The organism is Ferruginibacter sp. (assembly GCF_049840995.1).
Lineage (GTDB): Bacteria > Bacteroidota > Bacteroidia > Chitinophagales > Chitinophagaceae > Ferruginibacter.
In genome coordinates this window covers 1,074,269-1,090,107 of the sequence record NZ_JASGIP010000003.1, presented here as the reverse complement: position 1 = coordinate 1,090,107, position 15,839 = coordinate 1,074,269, and the positions used below count along the sequence as shown (strand labels likewise).

The following is a 15,839-nucleotide window of genomic DNA, read 5'->3' as shown; positions in this document are numbered from 1 at the left end:
AATATTCCGTGGGACGAATAGTATCATAGAGAAAAAACTTATGCCGCCATCTCTCCTACTTTCAAGCGCTTGCTTTTTCTTACCGGCTTTAATGGGTTGTTATCTTCAGGAAAGTCTTCTGCCTGCAGTTCGATCCTTCTTGTAATATCGCTGAGCGAAGTAAGGCGCTGCACCATGTAAGGAATTGTTTCCAACCCTTTTGCAAAATTGGTAACGTAAAAAAAGATACCTACTACATTACCCGCCAGTATTGCCTGCCCGGATGTTTTGTAGGTCAATAATAAACTGGCTCCTAAAACGATCATTACCAAAAACTCCATAAAACCAAAATTCCATGCTTCCTGGTTGGATATTTTTATCTGCCAGCGGCGCAGGTTATTGTAATGTGTGTGCACAGCTTTTTTATCAAAACTGCTGATCACATCCACCTGCTGCTCCAGTTCATCATTCTTAAATTTATTCAGGCGGTTCATTCTTTTACCGTATACATAACTAACGCCCATAACGGGAATGAGTACCAGTAAACAAAGCGTAACAACAGAAGCATCGTAAAAGAACATCAGTATCAATGAACCCAGTAAATTATAAATAGCCTCAATTACATACACCAGGTCAAACTCGAGGAAGTCAACAAATTCTCTTGCCAATGTTGAATGCGCACTTAACTTGCTTACATCAGCTTTATAGGTTCGGCGGCTTAAGAATTTTGTTACCAGTGATACATAAATAGCGGAGTAAGTACGGGTATCGTACATATGGCGCAGGGTACCCACAATTAATGTAATAAAATGTACACCAGAAAGAATTATAAGACCTTTATAACTACCCTTCATCAGGTCGTTAATGGCCCAGCCTAAAAAGAAGGGTCGCAACAGGCCACCGATCATTTCAAGTGAAAATAGTATGTAAGTAAGCACGAGTTGTCCCTTGTGCTTGTTCATTAAGCTTTTTAATATCTGAAAACGTGACATAGGTTTTGGGCGTTTAATCGTTATTTAAATTACTGTCTGCCGTTTTTGAACAAAGGAGGTTTACCCGGCTCCTGAATACAATAAAGCAGTTGCGAGCAGCACGTTTAAAAAGAAACGTGGCACAGCGCCAGAATTTAATGGGCTTGCAATAAGACCGAAAGACGTGGGGTTAGTTTAAAGCGTGGTGATCTTTCTCTCTCGGTAACCGAATTATGGGTAATTCCGGTTATTAAACCACGGCAGTTGGGAGCGCCACAGCGACAATTAAAAGGCTCCATTGTTTCATCCAGGAAGGATGCGTAGTTGAGGGTTAGTTCTTCGCCTTTTTTAATGTTCCTTAAGGCGACAACATTGAGGCCGGAGTAACCGGTATTTGCATTGCAACTGTGATTTTGAGGAGCCCAGCCGCTGGGATTGTCATCCCACAGCAAATATACTTCATTGCTGAGAGGGTAAGCGTATTTTGCAAAAATTTCTTTTTCCTTAACATTCCATTTTTCTTCCACATGCCGGCGGGTAACAATGCGCTGGTTCATTTCTTCTCCCTTGAAAATCACATCGTTAGCTGCAATATCCTGCGTAGCATAAATGCCGTAACCGGCTATGGAATTGCCCTTCATCACATATTTTTTCTGCCGGCGGGCATGCCTCATAATACCTTCTTTTATAATATGATGCAGGAAATTTTCCTGGCCAAAACCATCGTGTTTGAGGATATAATCGGCGCTGCCTTCGTACCCGTCTTTATAAAAAACGGAGCAGGTAAAATTAATTTCGAGGAAGAAGATCTCGTTGTTCTTATCCACCCTGAAATCCAGCCGTGCATAACCCACGCCGCCAAAACTGCGGAAGATCTGCGTGGCGGCATCCTTTAATTTCTTTTCGAGCAACGGATCGTTGCAGGGTATGTTGGCATTGGGATGCAGCTCAGATGTTTTTAAAGCGTAGGTCTTAAACTGGTTGCCTTCGGGAAAAATGTATTCCACAGGCTTAAACACGGTCACTGTTTTACCATCGGCATTTGCTGCCAGCATTACAGTAAATTCTCTTCCGCTGATATATTCTTCCACTAGCAAGGGCCCGTATTCATCAATGATAGAATGTATCTTTTGTTTCAGCTCTTCAAGATTGTGCACTAAACTTTTATCATCCACACCCAGGCTGTCGCCTGCTTTTGCCGGTTTTACAAACAAGGGGTATTTTAAATGGCTGCATTCTTTTTCAATATTTTCTTCATCTTCTATCAGCGCATAAGCCGGTGTGCCGATACCTTCGGTATAGGCCACGTATTTCATCAGTTCTTTAGGAGGATCGTATAATAAAGTGGTGGGCCCTGTGAATGGAAGGTTCAGTAATTCCATTGTATAGATCACATCAATGCTGGGCACTTCCCATTCTAAATAACCTTCGCAGAGGTTAACAAAGATGTCGAAATTCTTTTTCTTTAATTCTTTCAGCTGTTTGTAGGTAGTGAGTTTGTTTAACAGCACATGTGTAAAGTTTGCCTCGGGCATTAAATGCGAAAGATCTCTTGCGGGATCGTAATACTGGTAATCCACACCGGATGTAGAGTAGTCGGGTTGCAACACACAAATATTCAAGCCCCCTCCGCCCCCTAAAGGGGGAACCACAGAACCATTTACTTTAGATCCATTTTTATATTGAGAATGTTCCATTATTATTTGGCTGAAGCTGCGGGTGTTTTTTCTTCTGTACGAACGAATGCATCATTGATGATCTCGGTTACCAGGTCGGCAAAGGTTTTATTGCTCATCCTCAATATAGCGCCAATAGAAGTATAATTTTCATCTTCGCTTAAACCACATTGTGCATTTACTTCCAGCACGTATAGTTTTTTGGTGGCGCTGTCCATTCTTATATCCACCCTCGTGTATCCCTTACCTTTAGTAGCCACATAGGCATCCCAGCTTATTTTTTTTATTGCATCTATCAATGCAGCATCGGGCATTTCGTATTCGTAAAAATTGCCTTCGTTGGGCATGGCATCTTCTTCTTCATAAATTTCCCATAGGCGGTCGAAGGAGAGGAATTTTTCTTTATCGGGCAAAGAGGGATGAAAGATGCGTTCCACCGGTGTGTAGATCTTTGCTTCAGCAGGTTTATCATAACTGCCCACGATCAGTACGGTGAACTCGGGCCCGGTTATGAACGATTCGGCAATGATACCATCGGTGGCCAGATTCCAGCCGCGGTAACCATCGAACATTTTGCCGATCTGTTCGTTCAGTTCGGCTTTATTTTCCACCACGTTCTTTACACCCACGCCCATACTGCCACCGCTTACGGATGGCTTTACAATAATGGGTGTGCCCAGGCGGCCAAATATGCCATTGGTATATTGATCCCGCAGCTTTATCGGTTCCCATTTTGCATTGGGCACCTGGTGCTGATCAAAAGCCTCCTTCATGGGAATTTTAGAAGTGGTGATATTGTAAAAGTATTCGTCGGAGCCGGTGTAGGTGAGGCCTTTTTCTTCGAGCAGTTTTACTACTGAAACGCCGGGTGTTCCGTTGATCTCGTCGCCATCGCAGATGTTGAATACGAGAGGTGTAACAATGCCAGCTTCCTTTTCGGCAACAATGGTATCTATCACAGATGAATAATCATCCATGGTAACCGGTTGCCATTGCCAGTTAATTCCTAATGCAGCAAAAGTTTTGGTGTATTCTTCAATGCTCTGGCTGAAGTCGTAATAGTAATCGATATTAGCGTCATTGGTAACAAGATGCGGTGCCAGCACCCAAACCTTAAGATTTTCAAGAGGAACTATTGGTAAAAAGGAAGAAGATGACGACATATAATTTTTATAATCCTTTATACTGCGGCTTTTGTTCTGCTTGCTGTTTTATAAAATCAGTTAAGCGGTATTTAGCCAATGTTGACTTATCCAGGTGAGCGGCGCCATTGATCAGTTGCAGGCAGCTGCTGGTTTTGCAGTTGCATACAAAGGGCTGGCTCATATCCCATTCTGTACTTGGGTAAAAGAAAGTGAGTTCATCACCCGGTTGCAGCGGTGTTAAGCAAACCAGTTCAAATGTGGTAGTGTCGAAAAACACATTGGGTTCGCAACTGTGGTTGATGTACTGTAAAAATTCAGGCTGCAGTGTGATATGTGTATCCACACCCGTTTGCACCGTTAAATAGGTGGCATACGATTGCGTAACGCCTGCATGAAACTTACTGATGACCTGCCCCGGCTGAATAGCAACAGTGGCATGCAATGATCTTTGGTTGGTTGAAGTGTTTAGCAAAACATCACCAAATGCATGATTGCTGACTACTTCAAAATTTTGGGTAGTAATAGTAGTGGTGTTCATGTGAATTTAGAATGGGTTAGTAAGAAAAAGTTTAATAAAGAAATAATTTTGTTTAATGGGATTATTGATTATAGTAAATGTATAAATACATTGATTAATAAAAAAGATAATTAACCATTATTATTGAATAAGTGGATTAATTGGTTAATAATGTGAATAACCACGGCATTAACATCTGCTTTAGTTTTACTTTTAACAATAAAGCTTATAATGTTATTGAATTAATATGATGGTAAATGATAACGATCCCTCGGCAAACAGTGCATTACTGCTGGAGTTGGTAAAGATGCCGATGCCTTTTGGAAAGTATAAAGGAACCTTGCTTTGCAACCTGCCGGTATCTTACCTGGAATGGTTTAACAGAAAGGGATTTCCCAAGGGAAAACTGGGTGTTTTATTGCAAACGATGTATGAAATAAAACTGAATGGACTGGGCTACCTCCTGGATCCATTAAAAACATAAAGGCATCATGCGATCGGTTTTTACGCTTATACTTTTCATTATTAGTTTACATGGTTTTGCCCAGCAAAGCTTAACCAATATACCGGTACATGATCCTGTGATCATTCAACAGGATAGTGTGTATTATATATTCTGTACAGGTCGTGGTATCAGCGTATGGTCATCCACCGATCTTACAAACTGGAAAAAAGAACAACCGGTATTTGATACATTGCCCTGGGCTGTAAATACTATCAAGGGGTTTACCAATCATATCTGGGCGCCGGATATTTCGTTTTATAATGGGCAATACTACCTGTATTATTCTATATCCGTTTTTGGAAAAAACAGCTCCTGCATTGGCGTTGCCACCAATAAAACATTGCACAGATCATCTCCTGGTTTTAAATGGGTAGATCATGGAAGAGTGCTGCAATCCTATCCTGGTATCACCAACTGGAATGCAATTGATCCCAATGTTGTTGCTGATAACAATGGTGATGCATGGCTGAACTTTGGTTCGTTTTGGGGAGGTATAAAACAAATACCATTAACTAGAGACCGCTTACATGTAAAAGGCGATACGATTAACGTAGCTACTATTGCCAGCCGTAAAACACCCGAAGCAATAAAAGATACCGGTAATAATGCAATAGAGGCGCCCTTTGTTTTTTATAAGAATGGTTACTATTATTTATTTGCTTCTATTGATTATTGCTGCAGGGGTGCAAAGAGCACTTATAAAATGATCGTTGGCCGATCGAAAAACATCAATGGACCTTTTGTGGACAAAACAGGCATTGATATGGACAAAGGCGGTGGTAGCATTTTATTGCGGGGCGACAGTAACTGGTATGGAGTGGGGCATAATGCCGTGGCCAGTTTTGATGGTGTTGATTATATTGTTTTTCATGGATACTCAGCAGCGGATGGTGGCCGATCTAAATTAAGGATAGAAAAACTGCAGTGGCAAGATGGGTGGCCGGTGGTTGCTCATTAAAGAACTGATAACCTATTACAACACATTCCACCAGGGTTTATCGGAATCCTCTTTTTCTCCAGGTTTATTTTCGGTTGGTGATTTTTCTTCTTTTTTAGTAGTAGCCGGCGAAATATTTTTTACTGGCAACGGTAGATTATTATTCTGAATTAATGCAATGATCGACTGTTGAATTTTACCACCTTTAACCGGGTTTACCATTTTTACAAAATTGGCGTAGCCTAAAATACTGTTGGTTAATCCACCATTGCCCCATTTCACGTCGGCTCCATTCTTTGTTTTTAAATGATGCAGTAAAGCACGGAATTCCCTGAGTTTTTTCCTGTTTACATTCAGTTGTTTATTAACTACCACACCCGTTACCTCCTGCTGTGCACCCTTGCGCATGATGCGTATCTTTTCGGGATGTGGAGTAAAACCTTCGTCCTGTAAAATTCTTTTGATACGCCATACCAGCTGTTGCGCATCCACATTTTCGCCCCCGGAAAAAGTAATATCATCAGCATAGCGGGTATAATTACAATTGAGCTTATTGGCCAATCCCTGCAAACGCTTGTCTAACTTAAAACATAAAATATTGGTTATGGCCGGGCTTGTTGGTGCGCCTTGTGGTAATACACGGTTGCCTTTTTGCACAAAATAATTTTTACCATCAATAGCTACCTCATCAGTAACAGCTTCTGTACAAATAAGAGAAAGTATAGTGGCTATTTTTTCGGAATAGCCTAATTGTTGTAATAAACCTTTTACTCTTTTAAAATGAACAAAAGGAAAAAAATCTTTTACATCCATATTTACCACCAACTCTTTGCCTACATGTGGTTGGGCGTTGGTTACAATAGACCTGTTTACAACAAAACCATTGGCGGCAGTATGTAAGGCTACCTTATTAAGTATATGCTCCAATATCCAGTACTGTACTTTTTTGAGCCTGGGCATGGGAGCAGAGATCATTCTTTTGCCCCCCGATTTTTTGGGCATGTAAAATTTTCGGTAGTGACTAACAGTAGATACCTTTCTGTTGAAAGCTAAAAAACGTAATTCCTTTAATTCAATACCTATGGCTACAGCAAGCGCTGTTTCATTGGCAAATACGGGGAGGTTATTTTTTTGTAGCAGCTCTGTTTTGTGCTCCAGGTTGTTTAATCCAAGAGAAACAGCTTCTCCTAAATATATGATCTCCGTATTTTTTTTGTTTTTCCATGCTTCAGCTTTTTCAAAACGGTGCTGTTCTCTTTTCTTCTTATTCTCCTCCCGTTTTAGTTTTGCTTCAGCCATGCGCTTCATGCGCATTTCTTTAAGCACGGCTTCCCTGTTCTGGTATTTTCTTTTTTCTTCCCAGAGTTTATTTAATTCTTTCTGAAGATCGGCTTCTTTTTTTATAAGCAGTTCCGGCACGCTGGGTTCTCCATCCTTTTTGCCCCAAAAGCCAAGGCGTTTCATTTCTTCCAATACAAATTCTTCTTTGGAAGTTTCCCTGATGCGGTCGTAGATCTGTTGACGGGTTAGTCTAATGTCTGCCATAAATGAAGAGAGGGGTCATGCCCATTAACAGAGGGAGAAAAGTAGCGGCTGCCTTCGTGCCCGCCGGCGACCAGATTAATCAACGCCAGGCATACGGGTCCTGTATCAATATTTGGGCACACGGTGCCTGCACTGTAAATATTGATACAGGACCCGTATGCCATAGTAAAGATTACATTTGGTGATGCATGATAAACTCATGTTGCATGAACGACGAAACATCGTTCTTTCCTTTTCAGGAAGCAAGGTGCACACTTTACTTTTTCCCTCTGTCAAAGAACATGAAATGCGGTTAACAAATATAGTTTGCTGTTTTTAAATTTATTGATTTATACTATTTTATTTTTTGTATTCAATCACTTTACAACACCGGCCTGTACCCTTGTTTTATTAAAAGCCTGGCGTATGGCCAGCATGTGTTCGCAAGGGCCCTTGTACAATTTATTTTCTACATAATAACTGCAATCGCAATGTGCGGACTTAATTTTTTCATCTGCATCAATTACCATAGCCGGGTTGAACGTTTTTCTTTTTTCCTTTTACTGTGCCGCTTAGTTGCAGGGTTTTATCGGGCAGCTCCTGTGCAGTAAATTTCACTTCCTGCTTTTCTAAAATTTCTGCGGCCAACTCTTCTTGCGGATTGCTAAAGCGTAATTTATCAAAAGGTAGTGGCTCCCGGCTTAATTCACGCAGGCGATAGAGATTACTGTTAAGATCGTAAATAACCCTGCCCGCCTGTGTATAAGCGCTTAATGCACCAGCCACCTGTGCATTGTCAATGCTTAGATCGGCTGCAATTTTTTGCGAAGTACTTAACCAGTCTTTTTGTAAGGCGCCAAACACTTTTTGTTTGATAGCATCATCAACAGCCAGCCGTGGTGCCAACAGGTCGAAATTGCCAGCGTGGCTCCAGTCGTTGCTGGTCCACCCGCTAAGGCCCAATGTAAAATTCATATCGCCCAGGTCGGCTATATAAAATGCAGGTAAACCTGTGCCCAATAAATGCACGGTGAATTTTTTTGCCACAGGTATCAATCTTTCCAACACCATCAATCGCCTTCTGCCCCATGTTCTTATTTCGTGTTTACTATTACCGGTGTACACGCTTCTTGCGCAAACAATTTCCTTGCCCCATGGTTCTAAAACAATCTTTACCGGATGGCCAGGTTCTAAAATATATCGCAATGAACGTGGGCCTCTTTTTTCTTTGAAGCGGCGCAGTAACAAACAAATGCTGTAAATATCCATCGGGTGCAGGTCGAACTGAATGGTGGGCAAGGTCATAGCGCTGCTTACCTGCAAAAAGCCACGTACCCAGCTTTCCGGCAGATCGATCTTCACTTCTTTGTATTGCTCTTCATCGGTGGTTTGCACAGTAAAGCCCGATGGGTCCACTTTCAATTCCGTTTCTTTATAGTCACGTATCTTTTGAAACTCTTCGTATAACTCTCTTGAATAATCAACATTGGTGGTACCGCATTTATAATCGTCAATAGCGGTGAATACATTATAGTTGCAACCCAGTTTTCCATAAGTACTTTCATCCTGGCTAAAGCATTCAAAAAATAATTCATCGGGGTGAATGGTGATAACAGGATCAAGAACGATCCATGCTTCACGATCGTTACTGTAGAGGTAATTGAAATATTGCTGACGGGCTTTGTAAAACGGACCCATGATCTTATCTTTTTCTGATCTTACCTCTGTAAGCGCAGTTTTGATACTTTCTATTTTTGCATCAGCTACATTTACGTCATATCCATTCATATGTTCTGCTAAAAACAAGGCTTCGTTTTGTGCCACCCATTCTTTATAAGCTGTTTTGTCTTTGGGCTTAAAGCGCAGATCGCTTACCACTACATCGTGCAATGCAGAAATAGCTTCACGAAAAGCAATTTTTTTATTGAGCTTGCCCACAAACCAGGCACTCTCCCGCAAGGTATCCGGTGCAAAGCTCATGGCCGTTTGGTAAGACGAACTGCTGACATTTGTATTTCCTGCAAAACGATAATTAAATAACATACTGATTATTTTTAGCTGGCCTTTGATGCCACACGTATTTCTGTTTCTTTTATTGTTACCGGTGTCGCCACATCATACAAAGCTTTTAACTGCAGTAATATATCTATGCACTTTGCTTTGTCGCCAATGGCTGCTATGGCAGATACATCAGATAAAATATTGCTTACCACCTTTGCTACGGCTTCCGATCTTCTGCCTTCTTCCAATAAAAATTGATAGATCCTGTTTTTGGCCACACGGCTTTTGTTTACCCTTGTTAATACCGACCGGAAATAAAAATCGAGTGACTGGATCTTTTCTGCGTCATCAGTTGCAAAGCGTTGCAGGTAATTGGTAGCAAACAGCTGCATTTTTTCGCTGGGGTGCTGGCTTAGCTTTAATAAGTATTGCACCCCATTTTCGTTAGTAAAGAATTTAGTGATCAGTTCCCTGCCAAATGCCTCTACATCAGGTTTTATAGAATCAGCTAAAGTGATCAGCGTTTCAGGGTTCCAGTCGTTTTCTGCAAACTGCTCCCTGAAATATTGCATTGCAAATTGCCTGCTATCCTGCCATTTGCTTTCCAGCAATTTAATACTGCTTTCCTTTTCGTATTTGATACGGGAAGATTGTTCTTTATAAAATTTCCAACACCATTCCCGCACATTTAAATTTTCGTGCCCACCCAAAGCCACCACCTGGGCAATAGTTAATTGCGATGGGTCGGTATATTTCTCTAAAATAATAACCCCTACGTTTTGCGCAGCACTGTAATTAGAGTATAATAAATTCAACGCCGTTTCTTTATTGGCATTTTGCAGGTAATTGCTCAGCTCATTGCATAGGAGCCTGCTCACATCTGCATGTACACCTTCGGTAGTTTCTTTTCTTAATAAAAACGGCATCAGGTTTTCGGTAGCTTTTATTCCAAAGGCATTTTGCTTAAGCGCCATGCGCTCAATAATGGGAGGTAAACCTTTTCTTACATTTTCATAAGGCGATAAACAGGAGCCAATGATATTATCCTGGTGGCGCAACAAAGCATCGTCGCTCATACTGGTTAACAATCCAATGCCTTCTGCCCTTACCAATTCCTGCTGATGTTGTAATAAACCAAACAAAAATGCCGGGGATAAACTATCAATATCCAGCTGCTGCTTCTGTGCTTTCAGCAATCTTAAACCAAATAAAAGCACCGATGCATTGGGGTGCTGCAGCATATCTGCAACTATACCAATGTTTAACTGTTTTAATTCTTCACCGAATAATTCGAATAAAGTTTCGCCTGCATCCTTTATGATCAATTCGTTGGCTGTTGTTTGTTCTGTATAACTCATCAATTCAGCAATAGATTTGCCCACCACAGTATTTCTTACTTCGGCAGCCAGGGAGTTATTTTTTATAAGTGATTTTGACCAGCTTCTAATTGCCGCATGTTTTGCAAATATCAATGCTGTAATAAAGTGGCTTTGCTGAAAGTAGGTTGAGAGGTATGTTTCTGTCCATTGTTTTCCTTTATTGCGGGCTTCTTCATTAATACTGTTAAGCATAGCCAGGGCAAGGTCATCATCGGGTATAGTATTGGAGTATTTTTCTGCCGCCAGTGTATAACCAAACCTTGCAGGTATTTTAAATGCTGATAACAGTAATTGTTTATAAGCCTCCTTGTCTAATCGATGCTTTATTGTATTGTATTCAGGGTGTATAGTGAGATTTTCTTCTGCAAACTTATGCACCTCGTTCATTTCGGCCTCCATCATCAATTGCAGGTAAGCCTGCGGCATCTTATTCCATAAATGCAGGAACGGCGTACCGTTTGTATTGACAGCTGCAGCAGCCTGCTTAACAGGGGTTGCTTCAACCGGGGGCGCCTCTTTTTTCTTACCAAATAGTTTTTTTATAAAACCACCCAGTCCCCCGCTTTCAGTGGTGGTTGTTTTTTGCTGGCTTGTTGCTACCACCGTATTTTCATTACCGGTGCGCAAACGCCACAAATGATTTGGTTGTAAAATTATATCAGGATTATTGCCGCTTAATACCTGGTGCAAATAAACAGCCTGCGCATTTTCAATAAACCTCGTTTCCATCCTCTCGTAACGCCCTCTTGCATACACATAACTAAACGTAGAATAATGCTCTTTAAAATCTTTGGAAAATTTATAGCTGATCAATAAAGCGGTGGCCAGCTTTACATAATCGTTATCCTCTGTTTTACCTTTTAGCAACAGCTGCCTTAAAACCCTGCCATGAAAATACCAACGGGTTTTTTGCGAATAGGCCAGGCGACTGGTACTCTTTTTAAATTCCTTTTGCGGCTTTACCCATTCTTCTATTTCGGGAATGTATATTTCTTCATCCCCGGCATTTTCAAAAGAAATATTATGACGGAACATTTCTTCTTCTCTTTCAAACCTGGTGGCCAGCAGCCCAACAATTTCATGATCATCCAGCAGCTCTGCCAGTTTGAAAATGGCCCTTATGTGTTTAAAATAATTAGGCCGAAGTGGTATTTGCTCCAATAATTTTTTCAGGCAATTCCGCACCGCTCTTTTTTCTACAGCTATAATATAAAGATCTTCCAACCATTTATAATTGGGCTGTTGCTGCAGTATTCTCAATTGCAGTAATTCATTCAGTGCTGTTTCGCTTTCTGCTTCCACCACTTTTTTTACATCTTCGGGAAGGCGGTTGATATAATAGGTTAACTGCGTTTCTTTTTCAACACCTGTTGAGTGCTTGACCAAGCCAGCCCCCGCAATTTTTGAAATACCTGCCACAGGGTGTGTGTTGTAAATTGACCTTAATGCATCTGCTGCTGCACTGCTGCCATCGTAGCAGCGCACAAGGGCCCAGGCAGCACAGTATTGATGCAATTGGTTTCCGTTGCTGAACAATTTAATGATATACGGTGCCGCTTCTTTTATTTTATACTCGCCGGCCTTCCATATAACCCGGGAAAGTTTCCATTGAAACCTTGCGTTTGCGGCTGTACCATTTACTGCACTGTGCAGTCTTTGCAAAATAGACCTGTTGCGGCTTGGTGGAAGAATATTCCAGCCAGTATTGATGAGCACATTGGTATCTAAAGTAAAAGATGCTCTTAAAGGTGCCACAGGCTCCCCCGACTCTGAAGTGGTGTAGCCCTTACTTAGCTTTTCGGTTTCTATTGTATCATAGATCTTTTCGGCTTCTGCAAGGCCAACGGGTACAGGGGTTTTGCTGCCTTCTTTTAACTGCGCTCCCCTTCTGCCATAGCGAAAATTAACCACGTATTTATCATTGCCCACATCGCACAGATCGATCTCATATACCTTATCAGAATTGCCTTCTTTAAAATAGAGAAAGGATTGTTTTATCAACCGCATAGCTGGTAATTGATTAAAGTAGTAAGTTAAAGAAAAGAAGGAAACAAACTAATTTATAGTGAAAATTTAAAGTGATATTGTTTTCACCGCTGTTTTGGTATGAAGCTTTGGCGAAGTACGACGCCACATGGTCTGACCCCCCGGTCTGACCATGTGATGCGCTGCCGCCAAAGGCGGAAGCAACCAGGGCGCACAGTTTTAAAACCATATAGGCACATAGAAAATACATTTCTTCGCTGTCGCCTTGATTTTTATCAATTACAAACATGCGATACCGTTACCTATGCTCCCTGCAACAAATCATCATCATCCACCACACGGTCAGATACCTGATCAATAAAATGCTGTTGCAATATGGCTTCTCTAACTCTCTTTAAAATGTATGATTCTGTATCGGCCAATCCACCGAGTATTTGGATTCATACATTTTCATGAATATTAAAAAGCCTTCGGTATGGATAGTGCCCGTGGCAGGGTCGGCATAAATGATGGTGGTGTGCAGCCCTGTATTGGCGCCATATACCGCCAGTATCAAAATAGCATGCATGGTGCCAAAAGGTGGGTGGGCGTCAATAGTAACCGAAAGGGGGCCATACCTGTCTATCATTTCGCACCAGCCCTGTATGGTAGGGTTTTGCTGGCGTTCGATGGCAAGGCCCAGGGAATCGTATAAGGCTATTTCCTCTTCTACCCTTATACCATTGGCAGCGCCGGTACTAAACAGGTTTGCATAATGCGGGTAAGGGCTCAGCACTTCTTTTTCGGAAATGAAGGATTGCTGCTTCCAGGAATACATCATGGCCAATACAGTAGCCCAGCAGCAATTGGCCGTAGGCTGTTTTACAATATAAAAATTGCCTTTAACACCACTGCTTACACAGGTATCGGCTGCACAGGGTGGCAGGGCCAATATCTCCTGCTGTATACTACGGGTGTTGCATGAGGCGAGTAGCAGCCAGCTTAATATTGATATTCTTATTTTTTTGCACGGCCTCATCTAGTTTTATAATTGATTTTATCAGGTTGCCGGTGTCCTTAAGCAATTTATATTTTGGCACTGCAGTACTTGCAGTGTCTACCGGGGTATCGGTGGTGCTGGTACCCTTCTCCGTTACAGAGGTTACCTGGGCGGTGATGGTACGCAGCTCGAGCATACGGCGGCTCATCTCTTCAGTAAATGATGCATAACGAAGGCGCAATGAATCATTGCACGGATCGGAGTTGAGCAGGAAAAAATAACTTCTCAGCCCGGTAGAGAAAGTAATATTATCCTGGTTTAATTTTTCCTGCAATTCCTTTACCTGGTTCTTTACATTTACACCAATACCTACTTCGCTTGCTGAGTCTACTATCTTTTGAAGTACATCAGATGTAAACCTTATTTCGGCATTATAATCATTGGCCACAATAGGGAAAGCATTGGAGGCATTTTTGTACCGGTACACCGTTTTGTTTTGGCAGGTAACTTTCTCCTGCTCATCAGGCCTGGAAGGAGAAGTAACCTGGCGTACAATAAAGTAAATGATGATGCCGACTAAAATAACGACTACCCCGTAGATGAGTGCTTTATTTTTCATGATAATAAGGTTTAGCAAATGGATGCCAAATAAAGATTGGAAAAAAACAGCGGATATCCCACAGTAAAAACACGCTTTTTTAAAGAACATGAATGCCGGGGGAGAAAAATAATATTCAGTTTAAATAATGATAATACTGGCGCAAGCCATACCCGGCGCAATAATTCAACAGCCATTTTTTCATTTAAACCATCCACACCGGGAAGCGCAAGAACTGCTTCCTGTTTCTTCCATTCCACTGCCTTTGCTGTTCCAATCCTGCCTAACATAAAATAAACTCATTGCATCTTGTATATTTATGTTCCCTATGTGCCTATGTGGTTTTAATAGTGTGCTCGGTGCCTACGCCGTTTGTCGAAGCCAAGACGGCGGCGAAGAGAACATTTATCTATATTCCCTATGTGCCTATGTGGTTTTAAAAGTGTGCTCCGTGCCTACGCCGTTTGTCAAAGCCAAGACGGCGGCGAAGAGAACATTCATCTATATTCCCTATGTGCCTATGTGGTTTTAAAAGTGTGCTCCGTGCCTACGCCGTTTGTCAAAGCCAAGACGGCGGCGGCAAGGCGGCAGCGCACCACATGGTCAGACCCGGGGTCAGACCATGTGGTGCTCCTCTTCCGGTATTCTCCCCTAAGTGTATATAATTCAATTGTTTATAATACTCCTGCCAACAAATACAAAAAAACTTTCCAAAATACTTGCGCAACCGAATGGCTTCGCATATATTTGCAACCGAACGGCTTCTTAATTTGACCTTTTATGAGACGAGACATTTTCCAGGCCATTGCCGACCCCACCCGCAGGGCCATACTTGTTTTAATTGCAGTGCACGCCATGACGCCCAATGCCATTGCCGAGCACTTCAGCATTACCCGCCAATCTATCTCCAAGCACCTGCGCATTCTATCCGAGTGCGACCTGCTGGCGCAAAAACAGGATGGCAGGGAAATATTTTATGAACTTAAAATTGATAGGATGAACGAAGTAGATACCTGGCTGGAGCAGTTCCGCCAAATCATGCAACAGAAATTTATGCAACTGGATGAAGTATTAAACACACTAAAAAATACAAAACAATGACAAACGATCTGCTATTTGATTTTACGGTTGATAAAGCAGCCAAAACGGTATACATCACACGGGAGTTTGATGCCAACCAGGCGCTGGTATGGGATGCATTTACCAAAGCCGAGCTACTCGATAAATGGGTAGCGCCCAAGCCACTGGTGGCCAAAACAAAATACCAGGACTTTAAAGTGGGTGGCAAAAGATTTTATGCCATGATAATGCCAGATGGGCAGGAGCGCTGGGCAATGCAGGAATACACTTCCATCAGCCCGATAACGAATTTTAAAATGTACAATGCTTTTGCCGATAAGGATGAGAACCTGGAACTACCCGGCTCCGAATGGGATCATAGCTTCAGCGAAAAAGATGGAAGAACAATAGTGCACATCAGCATTTACAACGAATCGCTGGAAAGGCTGGAAAGAATACTGGATGGATTTACACAGGGCATGAAGATGTCGCTTGTAAACCTGGAAAGCCTGTTGGCAGATTTGTCCAATAAATAAACGGGCAAGATAACGATGACGCAAACACGCTATTGGCGGCAACTACA

At 41.9% G+C, this 15,839-nt stretch carries 16 protein-coding genes; 4 read left to right on the top strand and 12 right to left on the bottom strand.

What is annotated here, in order from left to right:
• Window positions 1–38: 38 nt before the first annotated feature.
• The 4 genes from QM738_RS06480 to QM738_RS06465 all read right to left on the bottom strand — a co-directional run bounded on the left by QM738_RS06480 (window position 39) and on the right by QM738_RS06465 (window position 4,309).
• Window positions 39–941 carry an ABC transporter six-transmembrane domain-containing protein gene (locus QM738_RS06480; RefSeq protein ID WP_462275863.1) on the bottom strand — a complete coding sequence of 301 codons (903 nt, stop codon included), beginning with the start codon at window positions 939–941 and terminating at the stop codon, window positions 39–41.
• A 164-nt stretch (window positions 942–1,105) separates the two neighbouring features.
• Window positions 1,106–2,647, bottom strand: a complete 1,542-nt coding sequence (locus QM738_RS06475) for an SET domain-containing protein-lysine N-methyltransferase (RefSeq protein WP_462275862.1) — start codon at window positions 2,645–2,647, stop codon at window positions 1,106–1,108.
• Window positions 2,648–2,649: 2 nt separating this feature from the next.
• Window positions 2,650–3,789, bottom strand: a complete 1,140-nt coding sequence (locus QM738_RS06470) for a D-alanine--D-alanine ligase family protein (protein WP_462275861.1) — start codon at window positions 3,787–3,789, stop codon at window positions 2,650–2,652.
• 7 nt (window positions 3,790–3,796) lie between these two features.
• Window positions 3,797–4,309, bottom strand: coding sequence for an SET domain-containing protein-lysine N-methyltransferase (locus QM738_RS06465; protein ID WP_462275860.1), 513 nt, complete (start codon window positions 4,307–4,309; stop codon window positions 3,797–3,799).
• Window positions 4,310–4,535: 226 nt separating this feature from the next.
• Between QM738_RS06465 and QM738_RS06460 the strand changes: the two genes are divergently transcribed.
• A complete protein-coding gene (locus QM738_RS06460; protein ID WP_462275859.1) occupies window positions 4,536–4,772 on the top strand; it encodes a DUF3820 family protein in 237 nt (78 codons plus the stop codon).
• A 7-nt stretch (window positions 4,773–4,779) separates the two neighbouring features.
• Window positions 4,780–5,751: a family 43 glycosylhydrolase gene (locus QM738_RS06455; RefSeq protein WP_462275858.1), complete on the top strand. Its 972-nt coding sequence runs from the start codon at window positions 4,780–4,782 to the stop codon at window positions 5,749–5,751.
• A gap of 15 nt (window positions 5,752–5,766) precedes the next feature.
• On the opposite strand, the gene QM738_RS06450 is transcribed toward QM738_RS06455, so the two are convergent.
• The 8 genes from QM738_RS06450 to QM738_RS06415 form a co-directional block, all read right to left on the bottom strand.
• Window positions 5,767–7,275 (bottom strand): reverse transcriptase family protein, encoded by a 1,509-nt coding sequence (locus QM738_RS06450; protein ID WP_462275857.1) that lies wholly within the window; start codon window positions 7,273–7,275, stop codon window positions 5,767–5,769.
• Window positions 7,276–7,631: 356 nt separating this feature from the next.
• Window positions 7,632–7,784, bottom strand: a complete 153-nt coding sequence (locus tag QM738_RS06445) for an SWIM zinc finger family protein (RefSeq protein WP_462275856.1) — start codon at window positions 7,782–7,784, stop codon at window positions 7,632–7,634.
• Window positions 7,774–9,297 carry an SWIM zinc finger family protein gene (locus tag QM738_RS06440; RefSeq protein ID WP_462275855.1) on the bottom strand — a complete coding sequence of 508 codons (1,524 nt, stop codon included), beginning with the start codon at window positions 9,295–9,297 and terminating at the stop codon, window positions 7,774–7,776. Before QM738_RS06440 ends, QM738_RS06445 begins: the two co-directional genes overlap by 11 nt.
• Before the next feature lie 11 nt (window positions 9,298–9,308).
• Window positions 9,309–12,641, bottom strand: coding sequence for a hypothetical protein (locus QM738_RS06435; protein WP_462275854.1), 3,333 nt, complete (start codon window positions 12,639–12,641; stop codon window positions 9,309–9,311).
• 13 nt (window positions 12,642–12,654) lie between these two features.
• A complete protein-coding gene (locus tag QM738_RS06430; protein ID WP_462275853.1) occupies window positions 12,655–12,909 on the bottom strand; it encodes a hypothetical protein in 255 nt (84 codons plus the stop codon).
• 105 nt (window positions 12,910–13,014) lie between these two features.
• Window positions 13,015–13,551 (bottom strand): papain-like cysteine protease family protein, encoded by a 537-nt coding sequence (locus QM738_RS06425; RefSeq protein WP_462275852.1) that lies wholly within the window; start codon window positions 13,549–13,551, stop codon window positions 13,015–13,017.
• 16 nt (window positions 13,552–13,567) lie between these two features.
• Entirely contained in the window at window positions 13,568–14,218 is a 651-nt protein-coding gene (locus QM738_RS06420; protein WP_462275851.1) for a hypothetical protein, read from the bottom strand.
• 11 nt (window positions 14,219–14,229) lie between these two features.
• On the bottom strand, window positions 14,230–14,457 hold the full coding sequence (locus QM738_RS06415; RefSeq protein ID WP_462275850.1) for a hypothetical protein: 228 nt from the start codon (window positions 14,455–14,457) through the stop codon (window positions 14,230–14,232).
• A 520-nt stretch (window positions 14,458–14,977) separates the two neighbouring features.
• Between QM738_RS06415 and QM738_RS06410 the strand changes: the two genes are divergently transcribed.
• Both QM738_RS06410 and QM738_RS06405 read left to right on the top strand, forming a co-directional pair.
• Complete coding sequence (locus QM738_RS06410; protein ID WP_462275849.1) at window positions 14,978–15,298, top strand: ArsR/SmtB family transcription factor; 321 nt, start codon at window positions 14,978–14,980, stop codon at window positions 15,296–15,298.
• Window positions 15,295–15,792 (top strand): SRPBCC family protein, encoded by a 498-nt coding sequence (locus QM738_RS06405; protein ID WP_462275848.1) that lies wholly within the window; start codon window positions 15,295–15,297, stop codon window positions 15,790–15,792. The genes QM738_RS06410 and QM738_RS06405 overlap by 4 nt, the downstream gene beginning before the upstream one ends.
• Window positions 15,793–15,839: the final 47 nt, after the last annotated feature.

Bases quoted from the DNA above. Each gene is read 5' to 3' on its own strand.
- QM738_RS06440 (WP_462275855.1), bottom strand. From the start codon at position 9,297: ATGTTATTTAATTATCGTTTTGCAGGAAATACAAATGTCAGCAGTTCG.
- QM738_RS06435 (WP_462275854.1), bottom strand. From the start codon at position 12,641: ATGCGGTTGATAAAACAATCCTTTCTCTATTTTAAAGAAGGCAATTCT.
- QM738_RS06465 (WP_462275860.1), bottom strand. From the start codon at position 4,309: ATGAACACCACTACTATTACTACCCAAAATTTTGAAGTAGTCAGCAAT.
- QM738_RS06475 (WP_462275862.1), bottom strand. From the start codon at position 2,647: ATGGAACATTCTCAATATAAAAATGGATCTAAAGTAAATGGTTCTGTG.
- QM738_RS06430 (WP_462275853.1), bottom strand. From the start codon at position 12,909: ATGTTTGTAATTGATAAAAATCAAGGCGACAGCGAAGAAATGTATTTT.
- QM738_RS06445 (WP_462275856.1), bottom strand. From the start codon at position 7,784: ATGGTAATTGATGCAGATGAAAAAATTAAGTCCGCACATTGCGATTGC.
- QM738_RS06455 (WP_462275858.1), top strand. From the start codon at position 4,780: ATGCGATCGGTTTTTACGCTTATACTTTTCATTATTAGTTTACATGGT.
- QM738_RS06460 (WP_462275859.1), top strand. From the start codon at position 4,536: ATGATGGTAAATGATAACGATCCCTCGGCAAACAGTGCATTACTGCTG.
- QM738_RS06480 (WP_462275863.1), bottom strand. From the start codon at position 941: ATGAACAAGCACAAGGGACAACTCGTGCTTACTTACATACTATTTTCA.
- QM738_RS06405 (WP_462275848.1), top strand. From the start codon at position 15,295: ATGACAAACGATCTGCTATTTGATTTTACGGTTGATAAAGCAGCCAAA.
- QM738_RS06420 (WP_462275851.1), bottom strand. From the start codon at position 14,218: ATGAAAAATAAAGCACTCATCTACGGGGTAGTCGTTATTTTAGTCGGC.
- QM738_RS06470 (WP_462275861.1), bottom strand. From the start codon at position 3,789: ATGTCGTCATCTTCTTCCTTTTTACCAATAGTTCCTCTTGAAAATCTT.
- QM738_RS06410 (WP_462275849.1), top strand. From the start codon at position 14,978: ATGAGACGAGACATTTTCCAGGCCATTGCCGACCCCACCCGCAGGGCC.
- QM738_RS06450 (WP_462275857.1), bottom strand. From the start codon at position 7,275: ATGGCAGACATTAGACTAACCCGTCAACAGATCTACGACCGCATCAGG.